19 protein-coding genes and 1 tRNA gene are annotated in these 23,203 nt (G+C 57.5%); 19 read left to right on the top strand and 1 reads right to left on the bottom strand.

Features of this window, described 5'->3' with window-relative positions; genetic code table 11:
• Positions 1 to 205 precede the first annotated feature (205 nt).
• From rpsB to ABIE59_RS15170, 19 genes are all read left to right on the top strand, one after another.
• Positions 206 to 958, top strand: a complete 753-nt coding sequence (rpsB, locus tag ABIE59_RS15260) for a 30S ribosomal protein S2 (RefSeq protein ID WP_354448261.1) — start codon at positions 206 to 208, stop codon at positions 956 to 958.
• 94 nt (positions 959 to 1,052) lie between these two features.
• The gene (gene tsf, locus ABIE59_RS15255; RefSeq protein ID WP_061333438.1) at positions 1,053 to 1,922 is read left to right on the top strand and encodes a translation elongation factor Ts; all 870 of its coding nucleotides are present in this window, start codon (positions 1,053 to 1,055) and stop codon (positions 1,920 to 1,922) included.
• A gap of 180 nt (positions 1,923 to 2,102) precedes the next feature.
• Positions 2,103 to 2,831, top strand: a complete 729-nt coding sequence (pyrH, locus tag ABIE59_RS15250) for a UMP kinase (protein ID WP_058090258.1) — start codon at positions 2,103 to 2,105, stop codon at positions 2,829 to 2,831.
• Between the two features lie 70 nt (positions 2,832 to 2,901).
• Complete coding sequence (gene frr / locus ABIE59_RS15245) at positions 2,902 to 3,459, top strand: ribosome recycling factor (RefSeq protein ID WP_354448258.1); 558 nt, start codon at positions 2,902 to 2,904, stop codon at positions 3,457 to 3,459.
• Between the two features lie 63 nt (positions 3,460 to 3,522).
• A complete protein-coding gene (uppS, locus tag ABIE59_RS15240) occupies positions 3,523 to 4,293 on the top strand; it encodes a polyprenyl diphosphate synthase (protein ID WP_354448256.1) in 771 nt (256 codons plus the stop codon).
• A 19-nt stretch (positions 4,294 to 4,312) separates the two neighbouring features.
• The gene (locus ABIE59_RS15235; RefSeq protein WP_354448254.1) at positions 4,313 to 5,152 is read left to right on the top strand and encodes a phosphatidate cytidylyltransferase; all 840 of its coding nucleotides are present in this window, start codon (positions 4,313 to 4,315) and stop codon (positions 5,150 to 5,152) included.
• 2 nt (positions 5,153 to 5,154) lie between these two features.
• A complete protein-coding gene (gene ispC, locus ABIE59_RS15230) occupies positions 5,155 to 6,339 on the top strand; it encodes a 1-deoxy-D-xylulose-5-phosphate reductoisomerase (protein ID WP_354448252.1) in 1,185 nt (394 codons plus the stop codon).
• A 49-nt stretch (positions 6,340 to 6,388) separates the two neighbouring features.
• A complete protein-coding gene (rseP, locus tag ABIE59_RS15225; protein WP_354448250.1) occupies positions 6,389 to 7,738 on the top strand; it encodes an RIP metalloprotease RseP in 1,350 nt (449 codons plus the stop codon).
• A gap of 45 nt (positions 7,739 to 7,783) precedes the next feature.
• Positions 7,784 to 10,102, top strand: coding sequence for an outer membrane protein assembly factor BamA (gene bamA, locus ABIE59_RS15220; RefSeq protein ID WP_354448248.1), 2,319 nt, complete (start codon positions 7,784 to 7,786; stop codon positions 10,100 to 10,102).
• Positions 10,103 to 10,147: 45 nt separating this feature from the next.
• Entirely contained in the window at positions 10,148 to 10,645 is a 498-nt protein-coding gene (locus tag ABIE59_RS15215) for an OmpH/Skp family outer membrane protein (protein ID WP_354448246.1), read from the top strand.
• Positions 10,646 to 10,687: 42 nt separating this feature from the next.
• Positions 10,688 to 11,713 (top strand): UDP-3-O-(3-hydroxymyristoyl)glucosamine N-acyltransferase, encoded by a 1,026-nt coding sequence (lpxD, locus tag ABIE59_RS15210; RefSeq protein WP_354448244.1) that lies wholly within the window; start codon positions 10,688 to 10,690, stop codon positions 11,711 to 11,713.
• Positions 11,714 to 11,724: 11 nt separating this feature from the next.
• Entirely contained in the window at positions 11,725 to 12,162 is a 438-nt protein-coding gene (fabZ, locus tag ABIE59_RS15205; RefSeq protein ID WP_354448242.1) for a 3-hydroxyacyl-ACP dehydratase FabZ, read from the top strand.
• Positions 12,162 to 12,953: an acyl-ACP--UDP-N-acetylglucosamine O-acyltransferase gene (lpxA, locus tag ABIE59_RS15200; protein WP_354448240.1), complete on the top strand. Its 792-nt coding sequence runs from the start codon at positions 12,162 to 12,164 to the stop codon at positions 12,951 to 12,953. The genes fabZ and lpxA overlap by 1 nt, the downstream gene beginning before the upstream one ends.
• An 18-nt stretch (positions 12,954 to 12,971) precedes the next feature.
• Entirely contained in the window at positions 12,972 to 14,150 is a 1,179-nt protein-coding gene (gene lpxB, locus ABIE59_RS15195) for a lipid-A-disaccharide synthase (RefSeq protein WP_354448238.1), read from the top strand.
• Positions 14,150 to 14,836: a ribonuclease HII gene (gene rnhB, locus ABIE59_RS15190; protein ID WP_354448236.1), complete on the top strand. Its 687-nt coding sequence runs from the start codon at positions 14,150 to 14,152 to the stop codon at positions 14,834 to 14,836. The genes lpxB and rnhB overlap by 1 nt, the downstream gene beginning before the upstream one ends.
• A gap of 83 nt (positions 14,837 to 14,919) precedes the next feature.
• A tRNA-Met gene (locus ABIE59_RS15185) sits at positions 14,920 to 14,996 on the top strand.
• A 312-nt stretch (positions 14,997 to 15,308) separates the two neighbouring features.
• Complete coding sequence (locus tag ABIE59_RS15180; RefSeq protein WP_354448234.1) at positions 15,309 to 17,024, top strand: NADH-ubiquinone oxidoreductase-F iron-sulfur binding region domain-containing protein; 1,716 nt, start codon at positions 15,309 to 15,311, stop codon at positions 17,022 to 17,024.
• An 11-nt stretch (positions 17,025 to 17,035) separates the two neighbouring features.
• The gene (gene fdhF / locus ABIE59_RS15175; protein WP_354448232.1) at positions 17,036 to 19,927 is read left to right on the top strand and encodes a formate dehydrogenase subunit alpha; all 2,892 of its coding nucleotides are present in this window, start codon (positions 17,036 to 17,038) and stop codon (positions 19,925 to 19,927) included.
• Positions 19,928 to 20,302: 375 nt separating this feature from the next.
• The gene (locus tag ABIE59_RS15170) at positions 20,303 to 20,596 is read left to right on the top strand and encodes a fibronectin type III domain-containing protein (protein ID WP_354448230.1); all 294 of its coding nucleotides are present in this window, start codon (positions 20,303 to 20,305) and stop codon (positions 20,594 to 20,596) included.
• A gap of 19 nt (positions 20,597 to 20,615) precedes the next feature.
• On the opposite strand, the gene ABIE59_RS15165 is transcribed toward ABIE59_RS15170, so the two are convergent.
• Positions 20,616 to 23,183 (bottom strand): CHASE2 domain-containing protein, encoded by a 2,568-nt coding sequence (locus tag ABIE59_RS15165; RefSeq protein ID WP_354448228.1) that lies wholly within the window; start codon positions 23,181 to 23,183, stop codon positions 20,616 to 20,618.
• Positions 23,184 to 23,203: the final 20 nt, after the last annotated feature.

The following is a 23,203-nucleotide window of genomic DNA, read 5'->3' as shown; positions in this document are numbered from 1 at the left end:
GCCTGCTATCGCGGTTATAGGGTTGCACTAAAAATAATGGCACCTGGGCGGCGCTTTATGGTATAAACGCGCCCGCTGGAAACGAATCCGGCAAATTCACACACGTGTCAGCACGTTGTCCCAGGGTGCCGGCTCCTGCTTTAAGGAGGCTGGTTGGGTCAATCGGACGCGTGGAGGACTAACCCGAAGCTAAAAGGTAAATATCATGGCTCAGGTAAATATGCGTGACCTGCTCAAAGCAGGTGCTCACTTTGGTCACCAGACCCGTTACTGGAACCCGAAAATGGGTAAGTACATTTTTGGTGCCCGTAACAAGATTCATATCATCAACCTTGAGCAGACTGTTCCTGCCATGAACGAAGCGCTGAACGTGGTTCAGCAGCTGGCTGAAAGCAAGAACAAGATCCTGTTCGTTGGCACCAAGCGTGCTGCTTCCAAGATCATCAAGGAAGAAGCACAGCGTTCCGGCCAGCCGTATGTCAACCATCGCTGGTTGGGTGGCATGCTGACCAACTACAAAACCATCCGTCAGTCCATCCGTCGCTACCGTGATCTGGAAGCCCAGAGCAAAGACGGTACTTTCGACAAGCTGACCAAGAAAGAAGCCCTTGAGCGTACCCGTGAAATGGACAAGCTTGAGCGCTCCATCGGTGGTATCAAGGATATGGGCGGCCTGCCTGACGCACTGTTCGTTATCGACGTTGATCACGAGCGTATCGCTATCAAGGAAGCCAACAAGCTGGGTATTCCTGTCATCGGTGTTGTTGATACCAACAGCGATCCGGACGGCGTTGATTACGTAATCCCGGGTAACGATGACGCCATCCGCGCCATCCAGATCTACGTGAAGGCTGTTGCCGATACCTGCCTGGAAGCTTCCCAGTCTGCAGGCGCTGGCGCTGATGAGTTTGTTGAAGTCAGCGAAGACGCTGCAGGCGCTGCTCCGGCTGCCGAGTAACACTTAAACTTCACGTTTGAGTTGTAAGGTATGCCCGCTCGTTAAGCCGGGCATACCTCCCCACCGAATTCGGAAACGATTAAGAGGACTGAACATGGCTGCAATTACCGCTGCAATGGTCAAAGAGCTGCGTGAGCGTACCGGCCTTGGCATGATGGAATGCAAGAAGGCACTGGTTGAAGCCGGTGGCGACGTTGATGCTGCGATCGAAGAGCTGCGCAAGTCTTCCGGCCTGAAAGCCGCCAAGAAGGCTGGCCGTACCGCTGCTGAGGGCGTGTCTCTGGTCAAGGTGTCTGACGACAACACCGTTGCCTACATTCTGGAAGTGAACTCCGAGACTGACTTTGTTGCTCGTGACGACAACTTCATGAATTTTGCCAACGACGTTCTTAACGTTGCCTTCGAGAAAGGCGAAACTGACGTTGCCGCCCTGATGGCTGGCGATCTGGAAGCCAAGCGTGAGGCGCTGGTTCAGAAAATCGGTGAAAATATCACCGTTCGTCGCATCATCAAGGTTGAAGGTCCGGTTGTGGGCGGTTACGTTCACAGCAACAACAAGATTGCCTCTGTTGTAGCCCTGACCGCTGGTAACGAAGAGCTGGCTCGCGACATCGCGATGCATGTTGCTGCTGTTAACCCGCGCGTTGGCAAGCCGGACGACATGCCGGCCGAAGAGCTGGAAAAAGAGAAAGAAATCATCAAGGCTCAGCCCGATATGGAAGGCAAGCCTGCCGAGATCATCGAAAAGATGATGGGTGGCCGCATCAAGAAGTTCCTGGCTGAGAACAGCCTGATTGAGCAGCCGTTCGTCAAGAACCCCGACCAGAAAGTGGGCGACCTGATCAAAGCTGCCGGTGGCGAGCTGGTCGGTTTCGTTCGCCTGGAAGTGGGTGAAGGCATCGAGAAAGAAGAAGTGGATTTTGCTGCTGAAGTGGCTGCGGCCGCTGGTACAGGCAAGGCCTGATCCTCTTCTGAGCGCTGTCACGCAAAGTGGCAGCGCTTACCTGAGTCTGCCACGTCAGTCGGGTACGCCCGGCTTTCGTGGCGGGCTTGTATCTGAGATACCCCTTTTTCGAGGAGTATGTCAGATACAAGCCTGCAACGGGTTTGCGCCGGATAGCCAACAGACGATAAGGGGATCACCATGCCGACATCTTCAAAAAACCAGCCCAGATACAAGCGTGTTCTGCTCAAGCTCAGTGGCGAGGCCCTGATGGGTGATCACGATTTCGGTATTGATCCCAAAGTTCTTGATCGCATGGCGCTTGAAATTGGTGCCCTGGTCGGTATTGGCGTTCAGGTCGGGTTGGTGATTGGTGGTGGTAACCTGTTCCGGGGTGCAGCACTGAGTGCCGCAGGCCTGGATCGTGTGACAGGTGATCACATGGGGATGCTGGCTACCGTTATGAATGGTCTGGCGATGCGTGACGCACTTGAGCGTTCCAACATCCGGACCCGTGTCATGTCTGCCATTCCAATGAGCGGCATTGTTGAGCATTATGACCGCCGGCGTGCGGTTCGTGACCTGAAAGAGGGTGACGTGGTGATTTTCAGTGCTGGTACCGGCAATCCGTTCTTCACCACAGACTCCGCCGCTTGTCTGCGCGGTATCGAGATTGAGGCAGATGCCGTGCTGAAGGCCACCAAGGTTGACGGTGTTTACAATGCCGATCCCCATCTTGACCCCAGCGCTGTAAAATACGATTACCTGACCTACGATGAGGTTCTGGATAAAAAACTTGGGGTTATGGACCTTACAGCCATCTGCCTGGCCCGGGATCACGGTATGCCGCTGCGAGTATTTAATATGAGCCAGCCGGGCGTTCTGACCCGCATAGTGACTGGCGAGAAAGAAGGCACATTGATTGAATAATTGGTTGCCGGCTGCGGAAAGATGGCCGGATACTGCACTATAACCAGACGAACGTTTCGAGGATGCTGACGTGATTAACGATATCAAAGCAGATGCCGAGAAGAAGATGAAGAAGAGCCTGGAGGCTCTGCACTCGGCTTTCAACAAGATTCGCACCGGCCGTGCCCACCCTGCGATTCTGGACAGTGTGATGGTGAACTACTACGGTCAGGAAACGCCGTTGAAGCAGATTGCCAGCGTAAACGTTGAAGACAATCGCACCCTGATGATTGCCCCGTGGGAGAAAAATCTGGTTCCCACCATCGAAAAGGCCATCATGACGTCGGATCTTGGGCTGAATCCGTCCACCAGCGGTGATGTGATTCGGGTTCCCATGCCCATGCTGACCGAAGAAACCCGTAAGGAAATGGTCAAGCAGGCGAAAGCGGATGCAGAGCATGGCCGGGTATCCATCCGTAACGCTCGCCGCGATGCCAACAGCATGATCAAAGACTTGCTGAAGGAAAAAGAGATCAGTGAGGATGATCAGCGCCGGGGCGAAGAGGAAGTCCAGAAACTGACTGACAAGTACATCGCTGAAGTCGACAAGATGCTGAAGGCGAAGGAAGAGGATCTGATGGCGGTCTGATCGCCGGGTCCATTCAGTAGAAAGCACGCGGCGGGGTAGATGCTCCGCCGCACAGAGGGTTTCATGACGGCACAAATAACCGCAGAAATTCCGGTGATGGCAGACAACTGTCCCCGGCATGTGGCCATTATCATGGATGGCAATAACCGCTGGGCCAAAGCCCATCGGCTCAAGGGAGTGGCGGGTCACAAGGCTGGCGTGGATGCGGTAAAGGCTGTGGTTGAGACCTGCGCCAGAGAAGGGGTAGAGGTGCTTACCCTGTTTGCCTTCTCCAGCGAGAACTGGCGTCGCCCGAAAGACGAAGTGTCGGCTTTGATGAGGCTTTTCCTGATCGCCCTTGAGCGTGAGGTCCGGAAGCTCCATCGTAATAATATCCGCTTGCGAATCATCGGGGACCGCTCTGCGTTTAATCCGGTGCTCCAGGAACACATGGAGAAAGCCGAGGCCCTGACCCGTGACAACACAGCAATGACTCTGGTAATCGCGGCGAACTACGGTGGCCACTGGGATATAACCCAGGCAACCCGGAAGGTCGCAGAGCAGGTTCGGATTGGTCAACTTGAACCGTCAGACATTACTGACGACCTGATCCAGCAGCATCTCAGTATTGGCGACCTGCCCATGCCAGACCTTATGATCCGGACCGCCGGTGAGCAGCGCATCAGCAACTTCCTGTTGTGGCACCTGGCCTATACCGAGTTCTACTTTTCCAGCGTTTACTGGCCGGATTTCAAGGCTGAGGAAATGCGCAAGGCACTGGAAGCGTACAGCCGTCGCCAGCGTCGTTTCGGGCAAACCGACGACCAGATTGCGGCCCGAGCTTCACAACAATAACGATACAGCGACTTATACCGTGTTAAAAACCCGCATCATTACAGCTCTCATTCTTGCTCCCATTGCGATTGGCGGCATCTTTTTTACATCGCCCCTGGGCTTTGCCCTATTTACTGGCGCAATCATCACTTTGGGCGCCTGGGAATGGGCGAATATGTCCGGTATTGAGGCGCAGCCGGGCCGGGTTATCTACGCCGCAGTTGTCGCGGCGTTACTCTACGGGCTGCTGAACGTGCCTTCGGTGGCGGTGCTCTGGCTTGCTGTGGTCTGGTGGCTGGTGTGTTTCTGGCTGGTGCGCCGGTATCCGGCAGGGGCGGATTCCTGGGGCTCTGTGCCCGGGCGAGCAGTGATGGGGCTCCTGGTTCTGATTCCGGCCTGGGTGGGGTTGAACCACTTGCGAACCGGAGGTTTCCACTTTGGTGAGCTCTCAGACAACCGGTTAGCCATTCTCTACATATTCTTCGTGGTCTGGGTAGCGGATATTGGTGCCTACTTTGCAGGCAGGGCCTTTGGCAAGGCCAAGCTGGCGCCAAGGGTCAGCCCAGGTAAGTCCTGGGCTGGTGTCTGGGGTGGGCTGGCGGCCGTCGCTTTGCTTGCCATTGCGGCCAGCCTTCTGGCGGCAGCCGGTCCTGCTGAAATGATGTTGTTGATTGTTGCCACGCTGGTAACCGGTTTTGTATCCGTGCTGGGTGACCTTCTTGAAAGCATGCTCAAACGGTTCAGGGGTATCAAGGATAGCAGTCAATTGCTGCCCGGCCATGGGGGGATCATGGATCGCATCGATAGCCTGACCGCCGCTATTCCTGTGTTTGCTCTTATCATCACCCTCCTGGGTTGGTTGACCACCGGTCACTGGTAACTATGACGACGCGTTGCATTACCATATTGGGGGCAACGGGCTCCATCGGGCTCAGCACCCTGGACGTGATTCGCCGGCACCCTGACCGCTTCTCCATCTATGCGTTGACAGCGGGAACACGGGCGGAGGAGCTGGCCGCCCTTTGCCGGGAGTTTCGCCCGAAGGTCGCTGTCATGGCCTGCGAAACTGCCGCTGAGCAACTCAAAGAGCTGCTGGCTGATTGCCTTGATATTCAAGTGCTCGGTGGGGAGTCAGGCCTGTGTGCCGTGGCTGCCGCGAAAGACGCCGACACGGTGATGGCGGCCATTGTTGGAGCTGCTGGCCTGGCGCCAACATTATCGGCTGTTCGTGCCGGCAAACGGGTACTGCTTGCCAACAAAGAAGCGCTGGTGATGTCTGGCCAGCTGTTTATGGATGCTGTGGCGAATTCAGGCGCGCAGTTGCTGCCCATCGATTCAGAGCACAACGCCATCTTCCAGTGCATGCCGGCAGACAAGATTCGCGACCCTATGGCTGCAGGCGTTACCCGGATTCTGCTGACAGCATCCGGTGGACCGTTTCGCACAATGGCAGGGGAAGCGCTTCGCAGCGTGACCCCAGCGCAAGCCTGCGCGCACCCGAACTGGTCCATGGGGCAGAAGATTTCTGTGGATTCCGCCACTCTGATGAATAAAGGGCTGGAACTGATTGAGGCCTGCTGGCTGTTTAACACCAAGCCAGACCGGGTTGAGGTTCACGTTCACCCCGAGAGCATTATTCATTCCATGGTCGAGTACGCGGACGGTTCCGTGCTTGCCCAACTCGGAAGCCCGGACATGCGAACGCCGATTGCCAATGGGCTGGCCTGGCCGGAGCGTATTGAGGCAGGCGTCGCGCCGCTGGATTTGTTTGCCATCGGCAAGTTCCATTTTGAACGACCGGATCTCCAGCGTTTTCCCTGCCTGCGACTGGCCGCAGAGGCTTTCGCCAGTGGTGGAACGGCACCGGCGGTGCTGAATGCCGCCAATGAAGTTGCGGTGGAAGCGTTTCTGGACGGTAAGCTGTGCTTTGCCGATATCCCCGTTATCATAGAGCGAACCCTGGCGGCGACGCCGGTTGTGCCGGCGAGCGATTTCGACACCATATTTGCGAAGGATGCCGAGGCTCGCAGCCAAGCCAGGGAACAGATACACCTGCTGTCTGTCTGAATCCTGCGGGAATGTTCACGTTGGCTGATAGCCTCAAACCGGAAACTCTATGCAGATTATTCAAACCGTTCTGGCACTTGCGTTAACACTGGGAATCCTGGTGACCCTGCACGAGTATGGTCACTTCTGGGTGGCCCGGCGTTGTGGGGTCAAGGTGCTCAGATTCTCCGTGGGCTTTGGCAAACCGCTGTTTTCCTGGTATGACCGCCACGGCACCGAGTTTGCAGTGGCGGCCATCCCGCTGGGGGGCTACGTCAAGATGCTTGACGAGCGGGAAGGCCCGGTACCGGAAGAACTGAGAGACCAGGCGTTTACCGCCAAGCCCCCGTCTCAGAGAATTGCCATCGCTGCAGCCGGCCCACTGGCCAATTTCATGTTTGCTGTCTTTGCCTACTGGTTGCTCAGTGTGGTCGGAGTAACAACCGTTGCGCCGGTGGTGGGGGATGTGACACCCGACAGTGTGGCAGACAGGGCTGGGTTGCAACAGGGCATGGAAATCCACGCTGTGGATGGCCATCGGGTAACTTCCTGGCGTGATATTAATATGCGTCTGTTGGAACGAACCGGGGAACATGGGCTGGTGACACTTGAGGTGTCACGGAATGGGGCAAGAGGTACTGTTGACGGGGCTCTGAATGGCTGGCGCCTGAGCGATGACACGCCCAACCCGCTGGCAGAGTTCGGAATTACGCCCTGGCGTCCGTCCGTACCGGCGGTGTTAGGGCAGGTTGCCGGTGATGGCCGGGCCGCCGCCGCAGGGCTTGAGAGTGGCGATCGTATCGTTGCCGTGGATGGTGAGCCGGTGGCCGACTGGTTTGCCCTGGTTGACTACATCAGGAATGCGCCTGAAACCGACCTTGAGCTGTCCATAGAGCGTGACGGGGCGCCTCTGGAACTTACCGTTCGCCCGGCTGCCCGAACCCTCGACGATGGCCAGGAAATTGGCTTCGTGGGGGCAGGTGTGGAAGCGATCACCTGGCCAGACGAGCTGCTGCGTGAAGTCCGTTACGGCCCCCTTGCGGCCATTCCGAATGCGGTGCATGAAACCTGGGCGGATACCCGACTGACGCTGGTGGCCATCAAGAAAATGGTTACGGGCCTGTTGTCGCCTACCAATCTCAGTGGGCCGATTACCATCGCCCGTGTAGCCGAGGCCAGTGTCAGCTCCGGGTTTGAGGATTTTATCCGTTTTCTGGCCTACCTGAGTGTCAGCCTCGGGGTGCTGAATCTTCTGCCGATTCCGGTATTGGACGGTGGCCACATCGTGTATTACACCATCGAGGCGATACGCCGAAAGCCGGTGTCTGAACAGGTTCAGGCACTTGGATTACGAATTGGTATGGCTTTGATTCTGACTTTAATGGTGTTTGCTCTTTACAACGACCTGATGCGGTTGTGAGAATTGCGGGCTCCTTACCGCACATTAACCAGGCGATATAACTGAATGAGACGTTCCCTTCTAGCTGTAGCTGTTGGCCTAGCCATTACCGCAACCGGTATCAAGCCTGTGCTGGCGGATGAATTCACGGTAGCGGATATCGAGGTAGAAGGCCTTCAGCGGGTTTCAGCGGGCTCTGTATTTTCGGCTTTTCCTGTGAACATTGGAGAGCAGATTGACGAAACTCGCCTCGCTAACGCCATCAAGGAGTTGTTTCGCACCGGCCTGTTTACCGATATTGAAGCCAGTCGCGACAGTGGCGTACTGATCCTGTCGGTCAAGGAGCGTCCTTCCATTTCGTCCATCGAGATTGATGGCAACAAGAACATTGAAACCGATATGTTGATGGATGCGCTCGCGGGTGCCGGGCTGGAGGAAGGTCAGGTATTCCGCAGGGCCACCTTGGAGCGGCTTGAGCTGGAGATCCTGCGCTCCTATATCGCACAGGGTCGCTATAACGCTCGAGTGCGTGCCACGGCTGAAGAGCTTCCCAGGAACCGGGTGGCGGTTCGTCTTGATATCAACGAAGGCACCGTTGCTTCGATCAAACACATTAACATTGTTGGTAATCAGGATTTCAGTGATGACGAACTGATCAGCCTGTTTGAGTTGCGCACCAGCAGCTGGTGGAACTCGATCACCAATAAAGACAAGTACGCCCGGGAGCGTCTGAGCGGTGACCTCGAATCCTTGCGGTCATTCTACCTTGACCGCGGTTATCTTGATTTCACCGTGGAATCCAGTCAGGTCTCCATTTCGCCTGACAAACAGCAGGTTTTTATCGCGATCTCCCTGGATGAGGGCCCCCAATACACCATCTCGGACATTCGCCTTCGCGGCAACCTGATTGTTGAAGAGGAAGAATTGCGCAAGCTGATTCCTGTCAAGGAAGGCGATGTATTCTCCCGTGCCCAGATGACGGCTATCTCCGAAGCCCTGTCATTCCGTCTTGGGCGTGAGGGGTACGCCTTTGCCAACGTCAATGCCGTTCCGGAACCCGGGGAAAACAACACGGCGGCGGTGACCTTTTTCATTGAGCCGGGCAAGCGCGCGTACGTGAGGCGGGTGAACTTTGACGGCAACATCTCCACGAAGGATGAAGTGTTGCGACAGGAAATGACTCAGATGGAAGGGGGGGTTGCCTCGTCTGATCGCATTGAGTTCTCGAAGACGCGACTGGAACGATTGGGTTTTTTCCAGACAGTAGACGTCGAAACGGTTCCGGTGCCTGGCACCGATGATCTGGTGGATGTGAATTACAGTGTTCGCGAACAGCCGACGGGCAGCCTGTCTGCGTCTATTGGTTTCTCCCAAAACTCCGGTGTGATCCTGGGCGCGGCGGTGTCTGAGAACAACTTCTTTGGCACCGGTAAGCGGGTGTCGTTTGGTGTGAACGTCAGCAATTCGGTGAAAAGCGCCAATGTTTCCTATCTGGACCCATACTACACCGTTGATGGTGTTAGCCGCGGTTTCAGCCTGTTTGCCCGGGAGACCGACTTCGAAGAGCAGGACATCTCCTCCTATTTGCTGGATGAATATGGCGCGAGGTTAACCTTTGGATATCCGACCGATGCCATTACCAGGCTCAATTTCGGGGTTGGTTTAACGCAGTCCAACCTGAAACCCGGTATCTTCTCCTCGGTTGAGGTGCGTGACTTCATCGCCGATGAAGGTGATTCTTTCACCAACTATTTCCTGTTCGGCAGCTGGCGGCGCAGCACACTGAACCGTGGCGTCCTGCCTACACGCGGTTATAGCCATTCTCTGTCGCTGGACGTGGCGGTGCCCGGAAGTGACCTTACGTTCTATAAGGCCACCCACAGAACAGATTTTTACTTCCCGCTGGTAGATACACAGCGTTGGGTGGTCAGAGCTCGCACTGAGGTGGGTTACGGGGATGGCTATGGCGACCGTACCCAGATGCCGTTCTTTGAGCACTTCTTCTCGGGTGGCTACGGTTCTGTGCGAGGTTACCGCGCAAACTCACTTGGTAATCGTGCTGAGCCCGCAGAGTTCGATTTCTCCAGTCCGGACCCCTTTGGCGGTAACCTGCTGACCGAGGCCGGCCTTGAGCTGATTTTCCCGACGCCCTTCGCGGGCGACACCCGCTCCATGCGTACCTCGTTCTTCCTGGACGCGGGCCAGGTGTTTGATACCGATCGCGGATTCGATCCGGAACTGAAGGAGGTAAGGACTGCGGCTGGTGTGAGCTTCCAATGGATTACGGCAGTGGGTCCGCTTGCTTTCAGTCTGGCTAAGCCGCTTAATGACAAGCCCGGCGATGATACTCAGGTATTCCAGTTCTCGCTGGGGCAAACCTTCTGATTGCAGTGAACAGAAAAACAAAGGATGAAACACAGGAGATTTCCGATGAAACGTCTATCTGCCATTGTCGGCGCAACTCTGATGGCATTCTCGCTGCAAGTCGCAGCGGAAACCCGAATTGGCGTGGTTGATCTGCGCCAGGCGTTGTTTTCGTCCAACGACGCCCAGTCGTTCAGCGAAAAGCTTCAGCAGGATTTTGCCGGCGAAGAAGCCAAGGTTCGTGAGGCTCAGGAGCAGGCCCGCAAGCTGAAGGACCGTATTGAGAAAGACGGCGCCATGATGAACGAAAGCGAACGCAACAAGCTGGCAGGCGAGTTTCAGGAGAAAGTGCAGGAGTTCAATTTCCTCAAGCAGCGCCTCGACCAGACCGTGGCTCAGCGCAAACAGCAGTTTCTGGAGAATGCGCGGCCTGAAGTGGATGCGGCCGTCAAGGAATTGCTGGAAGAGCACAACCTGGATCTGATCCTGCCGAGCGAAGCGGTTGTCTATGTAAAGCCCGAGATGAACTTGACCTCTGAATTGCTCGAGAAGCTCAACCGATAAGCCTGGCCAGGCCCTGTTATTACCGTATCCGGAGAAGGTTCAATGGCGCACAAATCTTTTCGCTTGCAGGAGTTGGCCGAGGCGTTGGGGGCAGAGCTGAGAGGTGACCCAGACGTACTGATTTCCGGTTTGGCGACCCTTCAGGCTGCCGGTCCAGGGCAGATGAGCTTTCTTGCTAATCCCGCCTATGCCAAATATCTGGGCCAGACCCGTGCGTCTGCAGTGATTGTGTCTCCGGCCAATGCTGACGACGCTCCGACCAATGTCCTGTTACTGGACAATCCCTACCTGGGCTACGCTCGCATCAGCCACTGGTTCGACACTACGCCGCCACCGCAGGCGGGTATTCACCCGACTGCCGTGGTTGACCCTTCTGCCATCGTTGCCGACTCCGCCAGTGTCGGCGCCCACGTGGTGATTGAAGCGGATGCACACATCGGCGATCAGGTCGTGATAGGAGCTGGCTGTTTCATCGGAGCCCGTTCCCGGATAGGTGATCAGTCGGTGCTGCGCCCGCGGGCTACGCTGGCCCATGATGTGGTGCTAGGGCAGCGCTGCCACATACTGAGTGGGGCGGTCATCGGCTCCGATGGTTTCGGTTTTGCCAATGAGCGCGGTGTCTGGCATCGCATCGCCCAGGTTGGGGGAGTGGTGCTTGGTGATGACGTAGAGGTTGGCGCTAACACCACCATTGATCGTGGCGCGGTTGACGATACGGTCATTGGTAATGGCGTAAAAATCGACAACCTGGTTCAGATCGCTCACAACGTGCGCATCGGCGACCACAGTGCCATGGCCGCGAAAGTGGGTATAGCCGGTAGTACCAGGATTGGCCGGCACTGCGTGTTTGGCGGCGCTGCCGGTGTCGCCGGCCATCTTGAGATTACCGATCAGGTACAACTGACCGGTATGACCATGGTAACGGGTGACATTGCAGAGCCGGGGGTCTATTCATCTGGCACCAGCGCAGATACGAACCGGCAATGGCGAAAAAATGCGGTACGCTTTCGGCAGTTGGATGTTCTGGCGAGGCGGATCAAGGAACTGGAAAAGCAGCTAAAGGGCTGAGGCCAAGCAAGATGATGAAAATCGATGAAATTCTGGAGTATCTACCGCATCGTTATCCGTTTCTGCTGGTGGATAGGGTAACCGAAGTCGAAAAAGGAAAGTCGATCAAGGGGTACAAGAATATCTCCTTCAATGAGCCTTTCTTTACCGGGCACTTCCCGGATAACCCCATTATGCCGGGGGTGCTGATTATCGAGGCCATGGCACAGCTCTCCGGGATTCTCGGTTTTGTGACCGTGGAACGGAAACCTTCTGATGGCGTGATACAATATCTGGCTGGCTCCAGTAAAGTGCGCTTCAAGCGCCCCGTGCTGCCGGGAGACCGACTGGATATGGAATCCAGCTTTGTGTCCGGCAAGCGTGGTATCTGGAAATTTGAATGCCGCGCATTGGTTGACGGAGAAGTCGCATGCGTTGCAGAAATACTGACCGCTGAGAGAGAAGTTTGATGGCGACAAATGACTGGTCGGGTGTCCATCCTCAGGCGATTGTGGACCCGTCAGCCAAACTGGCGGATAACGTTACGGTAGGTCCCTGGAGTTATATTGGTCCGGGGGTCGAAATTGGTGAGGGTACCGAGGTTCTCTCCCATGTGGTGATCAAGGGCCCGACGGTTATCGGTCGCAATAACCGTATTTTCCAGTTCTCCAGTATCGGGGAAGAGTGCCAGGACAAGAAGTATGCCGGTGAGCCGACCACGCTGGTGATCGGCGATAACAACGTGATCCGGGAGAACTGCACCATCCACCGTGGAACCATCCAGGACCGGGGCGAAACACGCATTGGCAATGGCAACCTGCTGATGGCCTACGTGCATGTTGCCCATGACTGCTGCGTTGGCAATCACACCATTCTGGCGAACTGTGCCACCCTGGCAGGGCACGTTACCGTGGGTGATTACGCCATTCTCGGCGGCGGCACTATGGTACACCAGTTCTGCCATATCGGGCCTCACAGCATGGCCGCCGGTGGCAGTATTGTGCTCAAGGATATCCCCGCCTATGTCATGGCCAGCGGCCAGTCTGCCCAGCCCCATGGAATGAATGTTGAAGGCCTGAAGCGCCGTGGTTTCAGCAAGGAAGTTTTGTTGGCCTTACGCCGGGCCTACAAGGTGATCTACCGTCAGGGCCTGACCACAGAGCAGGCACTGGAAGAGCTTGAACGCAGCTTTGCTGACGTGCCAGAGGTTCGCCCGCTGATCGACTCGCTCCGGGGAGCGGATCGCGGCATCATCCGCTGATCCGGCAGGAGGCTGCCGGTGACGCACGCACAGGCTGACACAATCAGTTCCCGCAAGTTGACCATTGCCATTATCGCCGGTGAGGCATCGGGGGATATCCTCGGTGCCGGCCTGATACGGTCTCTCCATAAACGCTATCCGAATGCTCGCTTCGTTGGTATTGGCGGCGAAGAGATGATTGCCGAAGGCTTTAACTCACTGGTCCCCATGGAGCGGTTGTCCGTTATGGGGTTGGTGGAAGTGCTGGGGCGAATTCGGGAGTTGTTTAGTATCCGCGCACGATTGCTGGACTATTTCTTTACCACTCCGCCGGATGTCGTGATTGGCATTGATTCACCAGATTTCACCCTGGCTATCGAGCGGCGGTGTCGGGAGGCCGGCATTCCCTCGGTGCATTATGTCAGTCCTTCGGTCTGGGCCTGGCGACAGAAGCGGATTTTCAAGATTGCCAAGTCTGTCGACCTGATGCTCACGCTGTTTCCCTTTGAAGCCCGTTTCTACGAAGAGCACCAGGTGCCTGTTGCGTTTGTGGGGCACCCGCTGGCGGACCGTATTCCCATGGAGCCGGATACCCGTGCTGCACGTGAAAGCCTTGGGCTTGAGCTGGACAAGCCGGTACTGGCTGTCTTACCTGGTAGCCGGGGCGGGGAAGTGGAGCGCCTGGGAACGCTGTTCCTGGAGGCGTCCCGCTGGCTCCAGGCCCGCAGGCCAGACATCCAGTTGGTGATTCCCTGTGTGAATCGGGACAGGGAAAGACAGATTCAGGGGCTGGTGGAATCCCTGGAAGTCAAACTGCCGGTCACCCTGGTTCGCGGGCGCTCCCGGGAAGTGATGGCGGCCAGTGACGTGGTGCTTCTTGCCTCGGGTACTGCGACCCTCGAAGCAATGTTGCTTAAAAAGCCCATGGTAGTGGGCTACCGTTTGAGCAACTTCAGCTACAAATTATTGTCGCGCCTGGTGAAAGTACCCTGGGTGGCTTTGCCTAACCTGCTTGCCCAGAAGCCATTGGTGCCGGAACTGTTGCAGGACGATGCCACGCCTGAACGTTTGGGCGCTGCTGTACTCGAGCGGTTGGAACACGAGCAGGAGCGCGCCGACCTGAAGCAAGCCTTTACCGAGCTTCATAAGTCTCTTAAACAGGATGCCGATGAACGGGCAGCCATCGCGATTTCGCAGTTGCTAGAGCGCCAGTGCTGATGGCTGGCAAAGAACTCCCACCGTTTGAGTGCCGTTATCAAGGCTGGCGCCTTGCAGGTGTGGATGAGGTTGGCCGGGGGCCCTTGATCGGTGCTGTCGTTACCGCAGCGGTTATCCTGGACCCGGAGCGTCCTATTCAGGGCCTGGCGGATTCCAAGAAGCTCACTGAGAAGCGGCGCCTGGCGCTTTATGACGAGATCGTTGAGAAGGCCGCGGCTTGGTGTCTGGGGCGCTGTGAGCCTGGCGAGATCGATCAATTGAACATCTACCAGGCGACGATGCTGGCCATGAAGCGAGCGGTGGATGGCCTTTCCATAGCACCGGAATACGTGCTGGTAGACGGCAACCGCTGCCCGAACTGGCGCTGGCCATCAGAACCGGTGGTAAAAGGGGATAGTCGGCACCCGGCCATCAGCGCAGCGTCGATCATTGCCAAGGTGACCCGTGACCGGGAAATGGCGCTGTTGGAGCAAACTTACCCGGGTTACGGCCTGGCGCAACACAAGGGGTACCCCACGCCGGTGCACCTGGAAGCACTGATGCGCCTGGGGGCAACGCCGGAGCATCGCCGATCTTTTCGGCCGGTTCAGGAGGCAATCGATTCCGCAGGTTTTTTTCAGCCGGGTAGCGAGAGTTTAGCTCCCGAACTGAGTTATCCGAACGACCTGTTTGAAAATATGGATTGACAGCCTGTGTGGCGGGCTGTAATATTCGCGCCACGTTGATCGGGGCAACCCCGGTAAACAACCAGTTTTATGAAAAGTTTTGATGCGGGGTGGAGCAGTCTGGTAGCTCGTCGGGCTCATAACCCGAAGGTCGTTGGTTCGAATCCAGCCCCCGCTACCATATAAAAGAAAGGCAGATCAGTAATTTACTGGTCTGCCTTTTTTGTTTTCTGATTCTGAAATTTTCTCCGTGCCCTCGTCGTGCCCTATGCGTGCCAATTTACGATCCGGATATTGGGGCGGGCCAATCAACTGACGGACAAAGTAGTTTCAAGCTGCTATCCCTGAACCCACTATGGTAGCAGGCTGGTGTTGCCGGATCAGGGATGAACTGTCCTTGAGTAGGTTGCCTGGATAAGCGTAATCTACTCAAAGGCGAACACGGCAGATCTAACAAACTACCTTTTGTGCTTAGGGCCTGGTAAAAAAAACAATGAGTTCAGACGAACAAAAGCTCAAACGCCGGCGCTCAGCCCTTCGTGGCCGTCAACTGGAATCGGCTGCAATGTCAGAGCTGCGGGGCCTGCTCGGTGACGAAGGTGTTGATTCGTCGTTGCGACGCCGAGATCGCCTGCTCGAGCACCTTCATGCACTTCAGGATGCCTACGGGTATCTGTCCATGCCCCGTCTCCGGGCTCTTGCGACCTTCATGAATCTGCCCATGGCCGCCATTTACGAAACGGCCACGTTCTATGCCCATTTCGATGTCGTTCACGATGAACAAACGCCACCACCCGAGATAACTCTGAGGGTGTGTGACTCGCTTTCCTGTTGCCTGGCAGGAGCGGAGGCATTGCATCGGGCGTTAACTGATGGAGCTGATCCGGCCATGGTGAGGGTACGGCGAGCGCCCTGCATGGGGCGCTGCGACACTGCACCGGTTGTGGCTGTGGGGCATCACCATGTGCTGAATGCCAACGCCCAGAACGTTGAAGCTGCGGTAAAGCGGGGGCAGGTTCAGCCGGAGGAGTTCTCGTGGCAACGTCTGTCGGATTATCGTTCGGCCGGTGGTTATCAGTTGCTCACAGAGTGCCGTGAAGGCTGGGTGAGCATCGAATCGCTGGAGAAGGAACTCGAGCATGCTGGCCTTCGCGGCCTCGGCGGCGCCGGGTTCCCTACCTTCCGAAAATGGCAGGCCGTGCGGGCTGAACCGGGGCCGCGCTACGCGGTGATCAACGCCGACGAAGGTGAACCGGGCACGTTCAAAGATCGCTATTACCTGGAACGTGAACCCCACGGATTCCTCGAGGGCGCGCTGGTTAGCGCGTGGGCGGTAGAGGCGAAGACACTATATATTTATCTGCGGGACGAGTGTCCCGGACTGCACCGTGTGCTGAAAGATGCCATTGCCGAGCTGGAAGCAGCCGCCATCGTGGAGCAGGGCTTCGTAATCCTGCGCCGTGGTGCGGGCGCCTACATCTGCGGCGAGGAATCCGCCTTGATCGAGTCCCTGGAGGGCAAGCCAGGCAAGCCTCGCCATCGCCCGCCGTTCGTTGCCCAGAAAGGGCTATTTGGTCAGCCTACGCTGGTGAATAACGTCGAGACGGTTTACTGGATTCCTCGCATCCACGCCAGCGGGGCCGACTGCTTCGCTACCCAGGGGCGGCATGGTCGTAGCGGCATTCGGAGCTTTTCAGTTTCCGGGCGGGTCGTGAGGCCCGGGGTTCATCTTGCCCCTGCGGGTATCACTCTGAACGAGTTGATAGAGGAATACTGCGGCGGCATGGCAGAAGGGCACCGGCTCCTGGCCTATCTGCCTGGCGGGGCCTCCGGCGGAATACTGCCAGCCAGCAAAGCAGACATCCCGCTGGACTTCGACACACTGCAGGAGCATGGCTGTTTTATCGGCTCTGCGGCTGTGATCGTTCTGTCGGATCAGGACGACCTGGTCGCCGCCGCCTCCAACCTTGTGGGCTTCTTCGCCGATGAGTCCTGCGGGCAGTGCACGCCCTGCCGAGTGGGCACAGAGAAAATGCTCACGCTGCTTGAGCGCGATACCTGGGATGAGAAGATGCTCCAGCAGTTGGCCAGAGTGATGGCGGATGCCTCCATCTGCGGTCTGGGCCAGGCAGCACCCAATCCGGTACTGAGTCTGTTGCGAGACTTCCGCAGGGAACTCGCGAGCAGCAACCTGATCGCCAAAGGTTAGGGGAGGCGGCCATGAGCCAAGAGAAAACAGCCATGAGCAATGCGACCACAAGCTTTACCCTGACACTGGACGATGTTGAAGTTCAGGCCTACCCTGGCGAAACCCTGTGGCAGGTGGCCAAGCGCGCCGGCGAGACCATTCCGCACCTTTGCTTCAAAGACGCCCCGGGTTACCGCGCGGATGGCAATTGCCGCGCATGCATGGTGGAGGTGGAGGGCGAACGGGTACTCGCTGCAAGCTGTATCCGTGAGGCCGCGCCTGGCATGGTGGTGCGAAGCGCGGCTTCCGCCCGTGCCCAGGATGCCAGGACAGCGGTGCTGGAATTGCTGCTGGCCGACCAGCCTGAGCGAGCGCAAAGCCCGGACCAGTCCAGCCATCTGTGGCACACGGCGGATCAGCTGGCCATAGATGCCAGTGCCGTGCGCCAACGCCTGCCGGCCCGAGCAGAGCGCGCCGAGCCAACGGTTCACCATGTTGAGCCGCGTTCGGGCTCGCTGGCCCATGCCCGCGGGCATGATTTCACCCATTCTGCCATGAACGTCAATCTGGACGCCTGCATCACCTGCGGCTTGTGCGAGCGTGCCTGCCGCGAAGTTCAGGGCAACGATGTCATTGGCCTGGCGCATCGTGGCGCAGCGTCGAAAGTGGTGTTCGACTTCGATGACCCTATGGGCGACAGCACCTGCGTTGCCTGCGGCGAGTGTGTGCAGGCCTGTCCGACCGGCGCGCTGATGCCGGCTAGCCTGATTGATGCTCAGGGGTGCGGAGACTCTGCCACCGCTGACCGCACCGTGGATTCTGTTTGCCCCTATTGCGGTGTGGGCTGTCAGCTGACCTATCACGTGAAAGACTTGCCTTCGCCTGCTGGGACAGAGGCAGGCGAGCATCGGGGCCGCATCCTTTTTGTTGAAGGCCGAGATGGGCCGGCAAACCAGGGCCGGCTCTGTGTTAAGGGGCGTTTCGGCTTTGATTATCCGTCGCACCCGGCTCGGCTCATCCGGCCACTGATCCGTCGGGAGGGTGTGCCCAAAGGGCTCGACCCTGACTTTGATCCCGCCAATCCGTTAACCCATTTTCGAGAGGCAAACTGGGAAGAGGCACTGGATCTTGCGGCAAGCGGATTAACCCAACTTAAAGTACAACACGGACCGGATGCGCTCGCCGGTTTCGGAAGCGCCAAGTGCTCCAACGAAGAAGCCTGGCTGTTCCAGAAACTGGTGCGCACCGGGTTTGGCTCCAACCATGTTGATCACTGCACGCGGCTATGCCATGCCAGTTCCGTGGCGGCTTTAATGGAGTGTCTGGGGTCTGGTGCAGTCACCGCCTCCTTTATGCAGGCGCTCGAGGCCGAGGTAGTGATCCTCACCGGCTGCAACCCGGCGGTAAACCACCCGGTGGCTGCCACCTACTTTAAGCAGGCAGCACGCAACGGTACCAAACTGATCATCATCGATCCCCGGGGCCAGGCGCTGGATGCCTATGCCTGGCGCAGCCTGCGTTTTTCACCTGGAGGCGACGTGGCACTGTTCAGCGCTATGCTCCACGTGATCATCGACGAGGCACTCTTTGACCAGGCCTACATTGATACCCACACCGAGGGTTTCGAGGCACTGGCATCAAGTGTTGCCGATATGTCGCCGGAGGCAATGAGCCCGCTCTGTGGTGTTGAACCAGAGCTCATTCGCGAAGTCGCCCGGGCCTACGCCGGGGCCGACAGGGCGATGAGTTTCTGGGGTATGGGCATTTCCCAGCATGTGCACGGCACCGATAACGCCCGCTGCCTGATCTCAATGGCCCTGGCCTGCGGCCACACGGGCCGGCCGGGTACAGGCCTGCATCCGTTGCGTGGCCAGAACAATGTGCAGGGTGCCTCCGACGCCGGGCTGATCCCCATGGTTCTGCCCGACTACCAGCCTGTGGGGGACGCCCAGCTGCGGGCCGCTTTTGAAGAACTCTGGGGCACCGAGCTGGCCCCGGAGCCCGGGCTCACCGTAGTAGAGATTATGAATGCCATCACGGCGGGCACGATAAAGGGCATGTACATCCTCGGCGAGAACCCCGCAATGTCAGACCCGGATCTGACCCACGCCAGGGCAGCTTTGGCCACTCTGGAACACCTGGTGGTGCAGGACCTGTTTGTCACTGAAACCGCCCAGTTCGCCGACGTGATCCTGCCGGCGGCTGCCTGGTCGGAAAAATCAGGTACCGTCACCAACACCAACCGGCAGGTTCAAATGGGCCGTGCCGCGCTGTCGCCGCCGGGGGAGGCAAAACCTGACTGGTGGATTATTCAGGAAATTGCCCGGCGTTTCGGGCTGGGTTGGGACTATCATGGCCCCGAGCAAGTGTTCGCTGAGATGAAGCTGGGTATGCATTCACTGGATCATATCTCCTGGTCCCGACTGGAACGCGAAGGTTCCGTGACCTATCCATGTTCCGCCGATGATGCGCCAGGACAGGACGTTGTCTTCTCGGATGCCTTCCCGCGGGCCGGGGGCCGGGGCAGATTTTCGCCGGCCCGGCCACTGCCGCCGGACGAGCCTGTGGATGAAGCCTATCCTACCGTGTTGACCACTGGGCGACTGCTTGAACACTGGCACACCGGCGCCATGACCCGTCGCAGCCGGGTACTGGATGAACGGGAGCCCGAAGCGGCTGCTTTTCTGGCATTAGCGGAATTGGATCGTCTGGGCGTAACACCGGGTGATGCCATTAACATTGCCACCCGGCGGGGCAGCATCACCCTGACGGCGCGGGCAGATCAGGCTATGCCTGAGGGTATGGTGTTCGTGCCCTTCGCCTTTGTGGAGGCGGCCGCCAACGTGCTCACTAACCCTGCGCTGGACCCGGACGGGAAGATTCCGGAGTTCAAGTACGCAGCATGCCGGCTGAGCCCGGCGTAGTCCCTCACTTCATAACTCGCCAATGACGCCAGGCGGCGAGCCTCAAAATCAGAGACGCATGTTTCACTATCCCTGCTTATAGCGACAGCGGGTTGCCTTTCCTTTTGCTGTCAAGAAAATGACAATTTTATAACTTCAAAAATGACGTTATTCGCATCATCATCCGGCCTGATTTTATAGAATTTCACAAAGTCGACGGAATAATGGTGCAAATAGCCTATGAAACGCGTCATCAAATTGTCAAAGGCATGGACGGCCGCGTTTTTACTAGGGATTCTGCTCGCCGGCTGTGGCGGAGGCGGTTCCGATGCCGGGAGCGATGCAAATACCTCGGGCTCCAATACCTCCGGTAATGCAGCGTCAGGCCCTTCGGGTATGCAGCCTGATGAAGCCCGCGTGGCTATTCTGAGTTGGTCCGCACCCTCTACCCGGGTCAACGGCGACGGTATTGCCATGGGCGAGCTCGACAAGTATGTGATCCGGTACGGTCAGGACGTTGAAAATCTGTCTGGTGAGGTGATTATTGGTGAAGCCGACATCTACCCGGAGATGAGCTACACCGTGAATAATCTGGATTCCGGCACCTGGTACTTCACCATTCAGGTGCAGGACAAGCAGGGGTTGGTCAGTGAACCCTCAGCGCCTGTCAGCAAGACCATCCGCTCCTGAGGGGTGTGAACAAGACCGGTTACGGCATCGGGTCGGCAATGGGTAATTTCAGTATGAAAGTGGTGCCTTCGCCTACGGTGGATTCAACCGAGATGTCGCCCCGGTGTTTTTCAACTACGGTTTTTACGAAAGACAGCCCCAGCCCGGTGCCGTGAGTACCCGCAAGCTCACTGCGTTTCTGTCGATGGTAGCGATCGAACAGCATGGGTAGCTCTGCCCGGTCTATCCCGGCTCCTTCATCGGCAATGGCGAGGCACGCCAGGTGGCCGGCGCGGTATACCTGAACGGTGACTGCCGACCCTGTCGGGCTGTACTGAACGGCATTGGTCATCAGGTTGATGATGGCCCGCTCCAGCAATTCCGCATTCCCATTCAGCCAGAGGTCTTCGGTGCCAATCACCTGCAGGCTGATCTGTTTTTCCTGTGCCTGCTCACACACACTGTCTCGTGCGTTTTCTGCAATCGCCAGAAGCTCGCACTCATAGAACCGGGTCTCCGTAAGCTGTTCCGCTCGTGCCAGTTGCACGAACTCTTCGGCCAGGTGGTAGCTTCGCCGGGCCAGTTTGCCCAGTTGCTCGAGCTGGCTTTCGTCAATGTGGCTCGGGTCTCGTTTCAATTGTTCAATCAGTGCCAGTTGAGACACCAGTGGCGAGCGAACATCGTGTGAAATAAAGTCGATGGCTTCCCGGTGCTGCCGTTGTTGTTCCCTGAGCTCTGAGATATCCGAAATGTTGGCGATGATTCCAAATTGATTGCTGTCTGGCAATGCGAAGGGTGCCAGGTGAATCAGGAAGTCCTTGTTGTGAATTTTCAGGTCAACGGTTCGGCTTTGCCGAAGGGTCAATGTCTCCGACACGGTTTCATACCAGGGGGCCATTTCCCTCGGATCGTGGCCTTCGAGCAGGCGAGCCAGGGGCAAGCCGCTCAGGCTTGGCATGGGTTCCCGGAACCAGGCCTCAATGTGTTGGTTAGCAAACCGGATAACGCCCAGTTCATCGGTTACGATAATGCCGTCTGGCATGCGTTCGAAGCTGTGGCTGATGAATGCCTGCATCTGGCTGAGGCGCTCGGTCGCGGTTCGTACTTTTTCAATACGCCGGGACAAGTTCTCCTGGGTGCCCGGCTTCAGGGTAGGTGCACTTGGGTCCTCCAGTTTTAGGTTTTGCAAGTACAACTGGATAACTTCCCGGCTCAGATCATCCGGCAGAGTGAGCCCGAGCAGGTACCCGCTGCCGCCACGAATAAGCCGTATCCAACTCTGGTTGCCGTGATGACGCCATTGTCCGGTTCGAACATTGTCAGGTGCTTCGGCCAGTGTCATCCCCTTGACTGCCAGCAGGTCTTTGTCTTCGGCGAGCAGCCAGCCCTGAGGCTGGAGCAGTGCGCACAGGTGTTCAAGAAGCTGGTAGGGGTGCCGGCGAGCGGGTTCCGGCAATGACAATTGCGGCGTCCGGGCCATATCATCCAATTGGCGGTTCAGGAATTGATTGGCCATCGCAAGCCGAAGGCCGCTGGCAACGGGCAGAGCAATCAAGGGCAAAAGCAGGGCATTGGCTGCGGACAGGTGGTAATTCAAAGCGCGCAACCCAACAAAGTAGATGCACAATACCAGGCCAAAACTGACGCTGCAGGCGAGTAGGGTGGCGGCGGGTTTCAATCGTGGCAGGGTGTTGGCAAGGGCAAGCAGGACGGCGAGTGCCAGGGCAATAGCTGCCCAGTCCGGGGCGGCGGAAATCAGTGCGTTCTGGCGACTGGCGGAATAAACGTTGGCGTGGAACTCAACGCCACTCATGGGCCTGCTGAGGCCGGAAAAAGGTGTACTAAGAATATCGCCAAAACCGACCGCGGTGGCGCCAATGAAGACGGTCTTGCCAGCGAAGGTTTCCAGGGGCACCGTGCCGTCCAGGACATCGGCATAGGAATGGGCAGGGATTGTGTCCGCTCCGCCGGCCAGCGGCACAAAGCGGAATTCGCTGCGGACGTTGGTATAGGCAGGCGCATCCGGTGCTTGGCCACTGGGGTTGACCTGATCTTGTGCCGCCAGTGCCAGCGCGGGCCAGCGATGATTGCCCAGGCTGTTGTACAGGTACAGGCCGCGGGCAACACCATCCTCTTCCAGCTCAACATGCACGTGCCCGAGCGCCGACGCGGCCCTCTCCAAAAGTGGTGCAGGCAGTTGTTCCGCCATCCGTTGTCGGTTCGTTGCCGGCGAGTAGTGGACGGGCAGTATGACCCTCCCATGGCGCTCCATGGCGCCAGCAAGGGGCTGGTCGTCGGGGGAGGGCTCGGGAAACAGGATGTCCAGGACTATGGCTTCTGCGCCAGCATCGGCAAGCCGGTCAATCAGTCGGGCATGAAGACTGCGGTCCCATGGCCAACGCCCAAGCACGTCCAGGCTGTGTTCATCAATACTCACCAGGGCCAGGCTATCATCAATGGGTGCGGGCCAGGTGGTAATGGCTTTGTCGTAGAGCCAGAAATCGATGCGCTCTTCAAGGGTGGTTATCTGAAGTAACAGCAGGATGCCTGTGAGCAGGAAGCCCAGAGACCAGGGTGTTGTCTTTAGCGTTAACCAATCCCTTCTCATGGGCCGTGCGGTTCGTTCTT

The organism is Marinobacter sp. MBR-99, assembly GCF_040547575.1.
In the GTDB taxonomy this organism is placed as follows: Bacteria; Pseudomonadota; Gammaproteobacteria; order Pseudomonadales; family Oleiphilaceae; genus Marinobacter.
The sequence above is the reverse complement of the archived record's forward strand: the minus strand, read 5'-3'. Positions and strand labels throughout refer to the sequence as shown.

Coding starts and splice junctions, on each gene's coding strand:
- rpsB (WP_354448261.1), top strand. CDS start 206: ATGGCTCAGGTAAATATGCGTGACCTGCTCAAAGCAGGTGCTCACTTT.
- tsf (WP_061333438.1), top strand. CDS start 1,053: ATGGCTGCAATTACCGCTGCAATGGTCAAAGAGCTGCGTGAGCGTACC.
- pyrH (WP_058090258.1), top strand. CDS start 2,103: ATGCCGACATCTTCAAAAAACCAGCCCAGATACAAGCGTGTTCTGCTC.
- uppS (WP_354448256.1), top strand. CDS start 3,523: ATGACGGCACAAATAACCGCAGAAATTCCGGTGATGGCAGACAACTGT.
- ispC (WP_354448252.1), top strand. CDS start 5,155: ATGACGACGCGTTGCATTACCATATTGGGGGCAACGGGCTCCATCGGG.
- rseP (WP_354448250.1), top strand. CDS start 6,389: ATGCAGATTATTCAAACCGTTCTGGCACTTGCGTTAACACTGGGAATC.
- bamA (WP_354448248.1), top strand. CDS start 7,784: ATGAGACGTTCCCTTCTAGCTGTAGCTGTTGGCCTAGCCATTACCGCA.
- ABIE59_RS15215 (WP_354448246.1), top strand. CDS start 10,148: ATGAAACGTCTATCTGCCATTGTCGGCGCAACTCTGATGGCATTCTCG.
- lpxD (WP_354448244.1), top strand. CDS start 10,688: ATGGCGCACAAATCTTTTCGCTTGCAGGAGTTGGCCGAGGCGTTGGGG.
- fabZ (WP_354448242.1), top strand. CDS start 11,725: ATGATGAAAATCGATGAAATTCTGGAGTATCTACCGCATCGTTATCCG.
- lpxA (WP_354448240.1), top strand. CDS start 12,162: ATGGCGACAAATGACTGGTCGGGTGTCCATCCTCAGGCGATTGTGGAC.
- rnhB (WP_354448236.1), top strand. CDS start 14,150: ATGGCTGGCAAAGAACTCCCACCGTTTGAGTGCCGTTATCAAGGCTGG.
- ABIE59_RS15180 (WP_354448234.1), top strand. CDS start 15,309: ATGAGTTCAGACGAACAAAAGCTCAAACGCCGGCGCTCAGCCCTTCGT.
- fdhF (WP_354448232.1), top strand. CDS start 17,036: ATGAGCCAAGAGAAAACAGCCATGAGCAATGCGACCACAAGCTTTACC.
- ABIE59_RS15170 (WP_354448230.1), top strand. CDS start 20,303: ATGCAGCCTGATGAAGCCCGCGTGGCTATTCTGAGTTGGTCCGCACCC.
- ABIE59_RS15165 (WP_354448228.1), bottom strand. CDS start 23,183: ATGAGAAGGGATTGGTTAACGCTAAAGACAACACCCTGGTCTCTGGGC.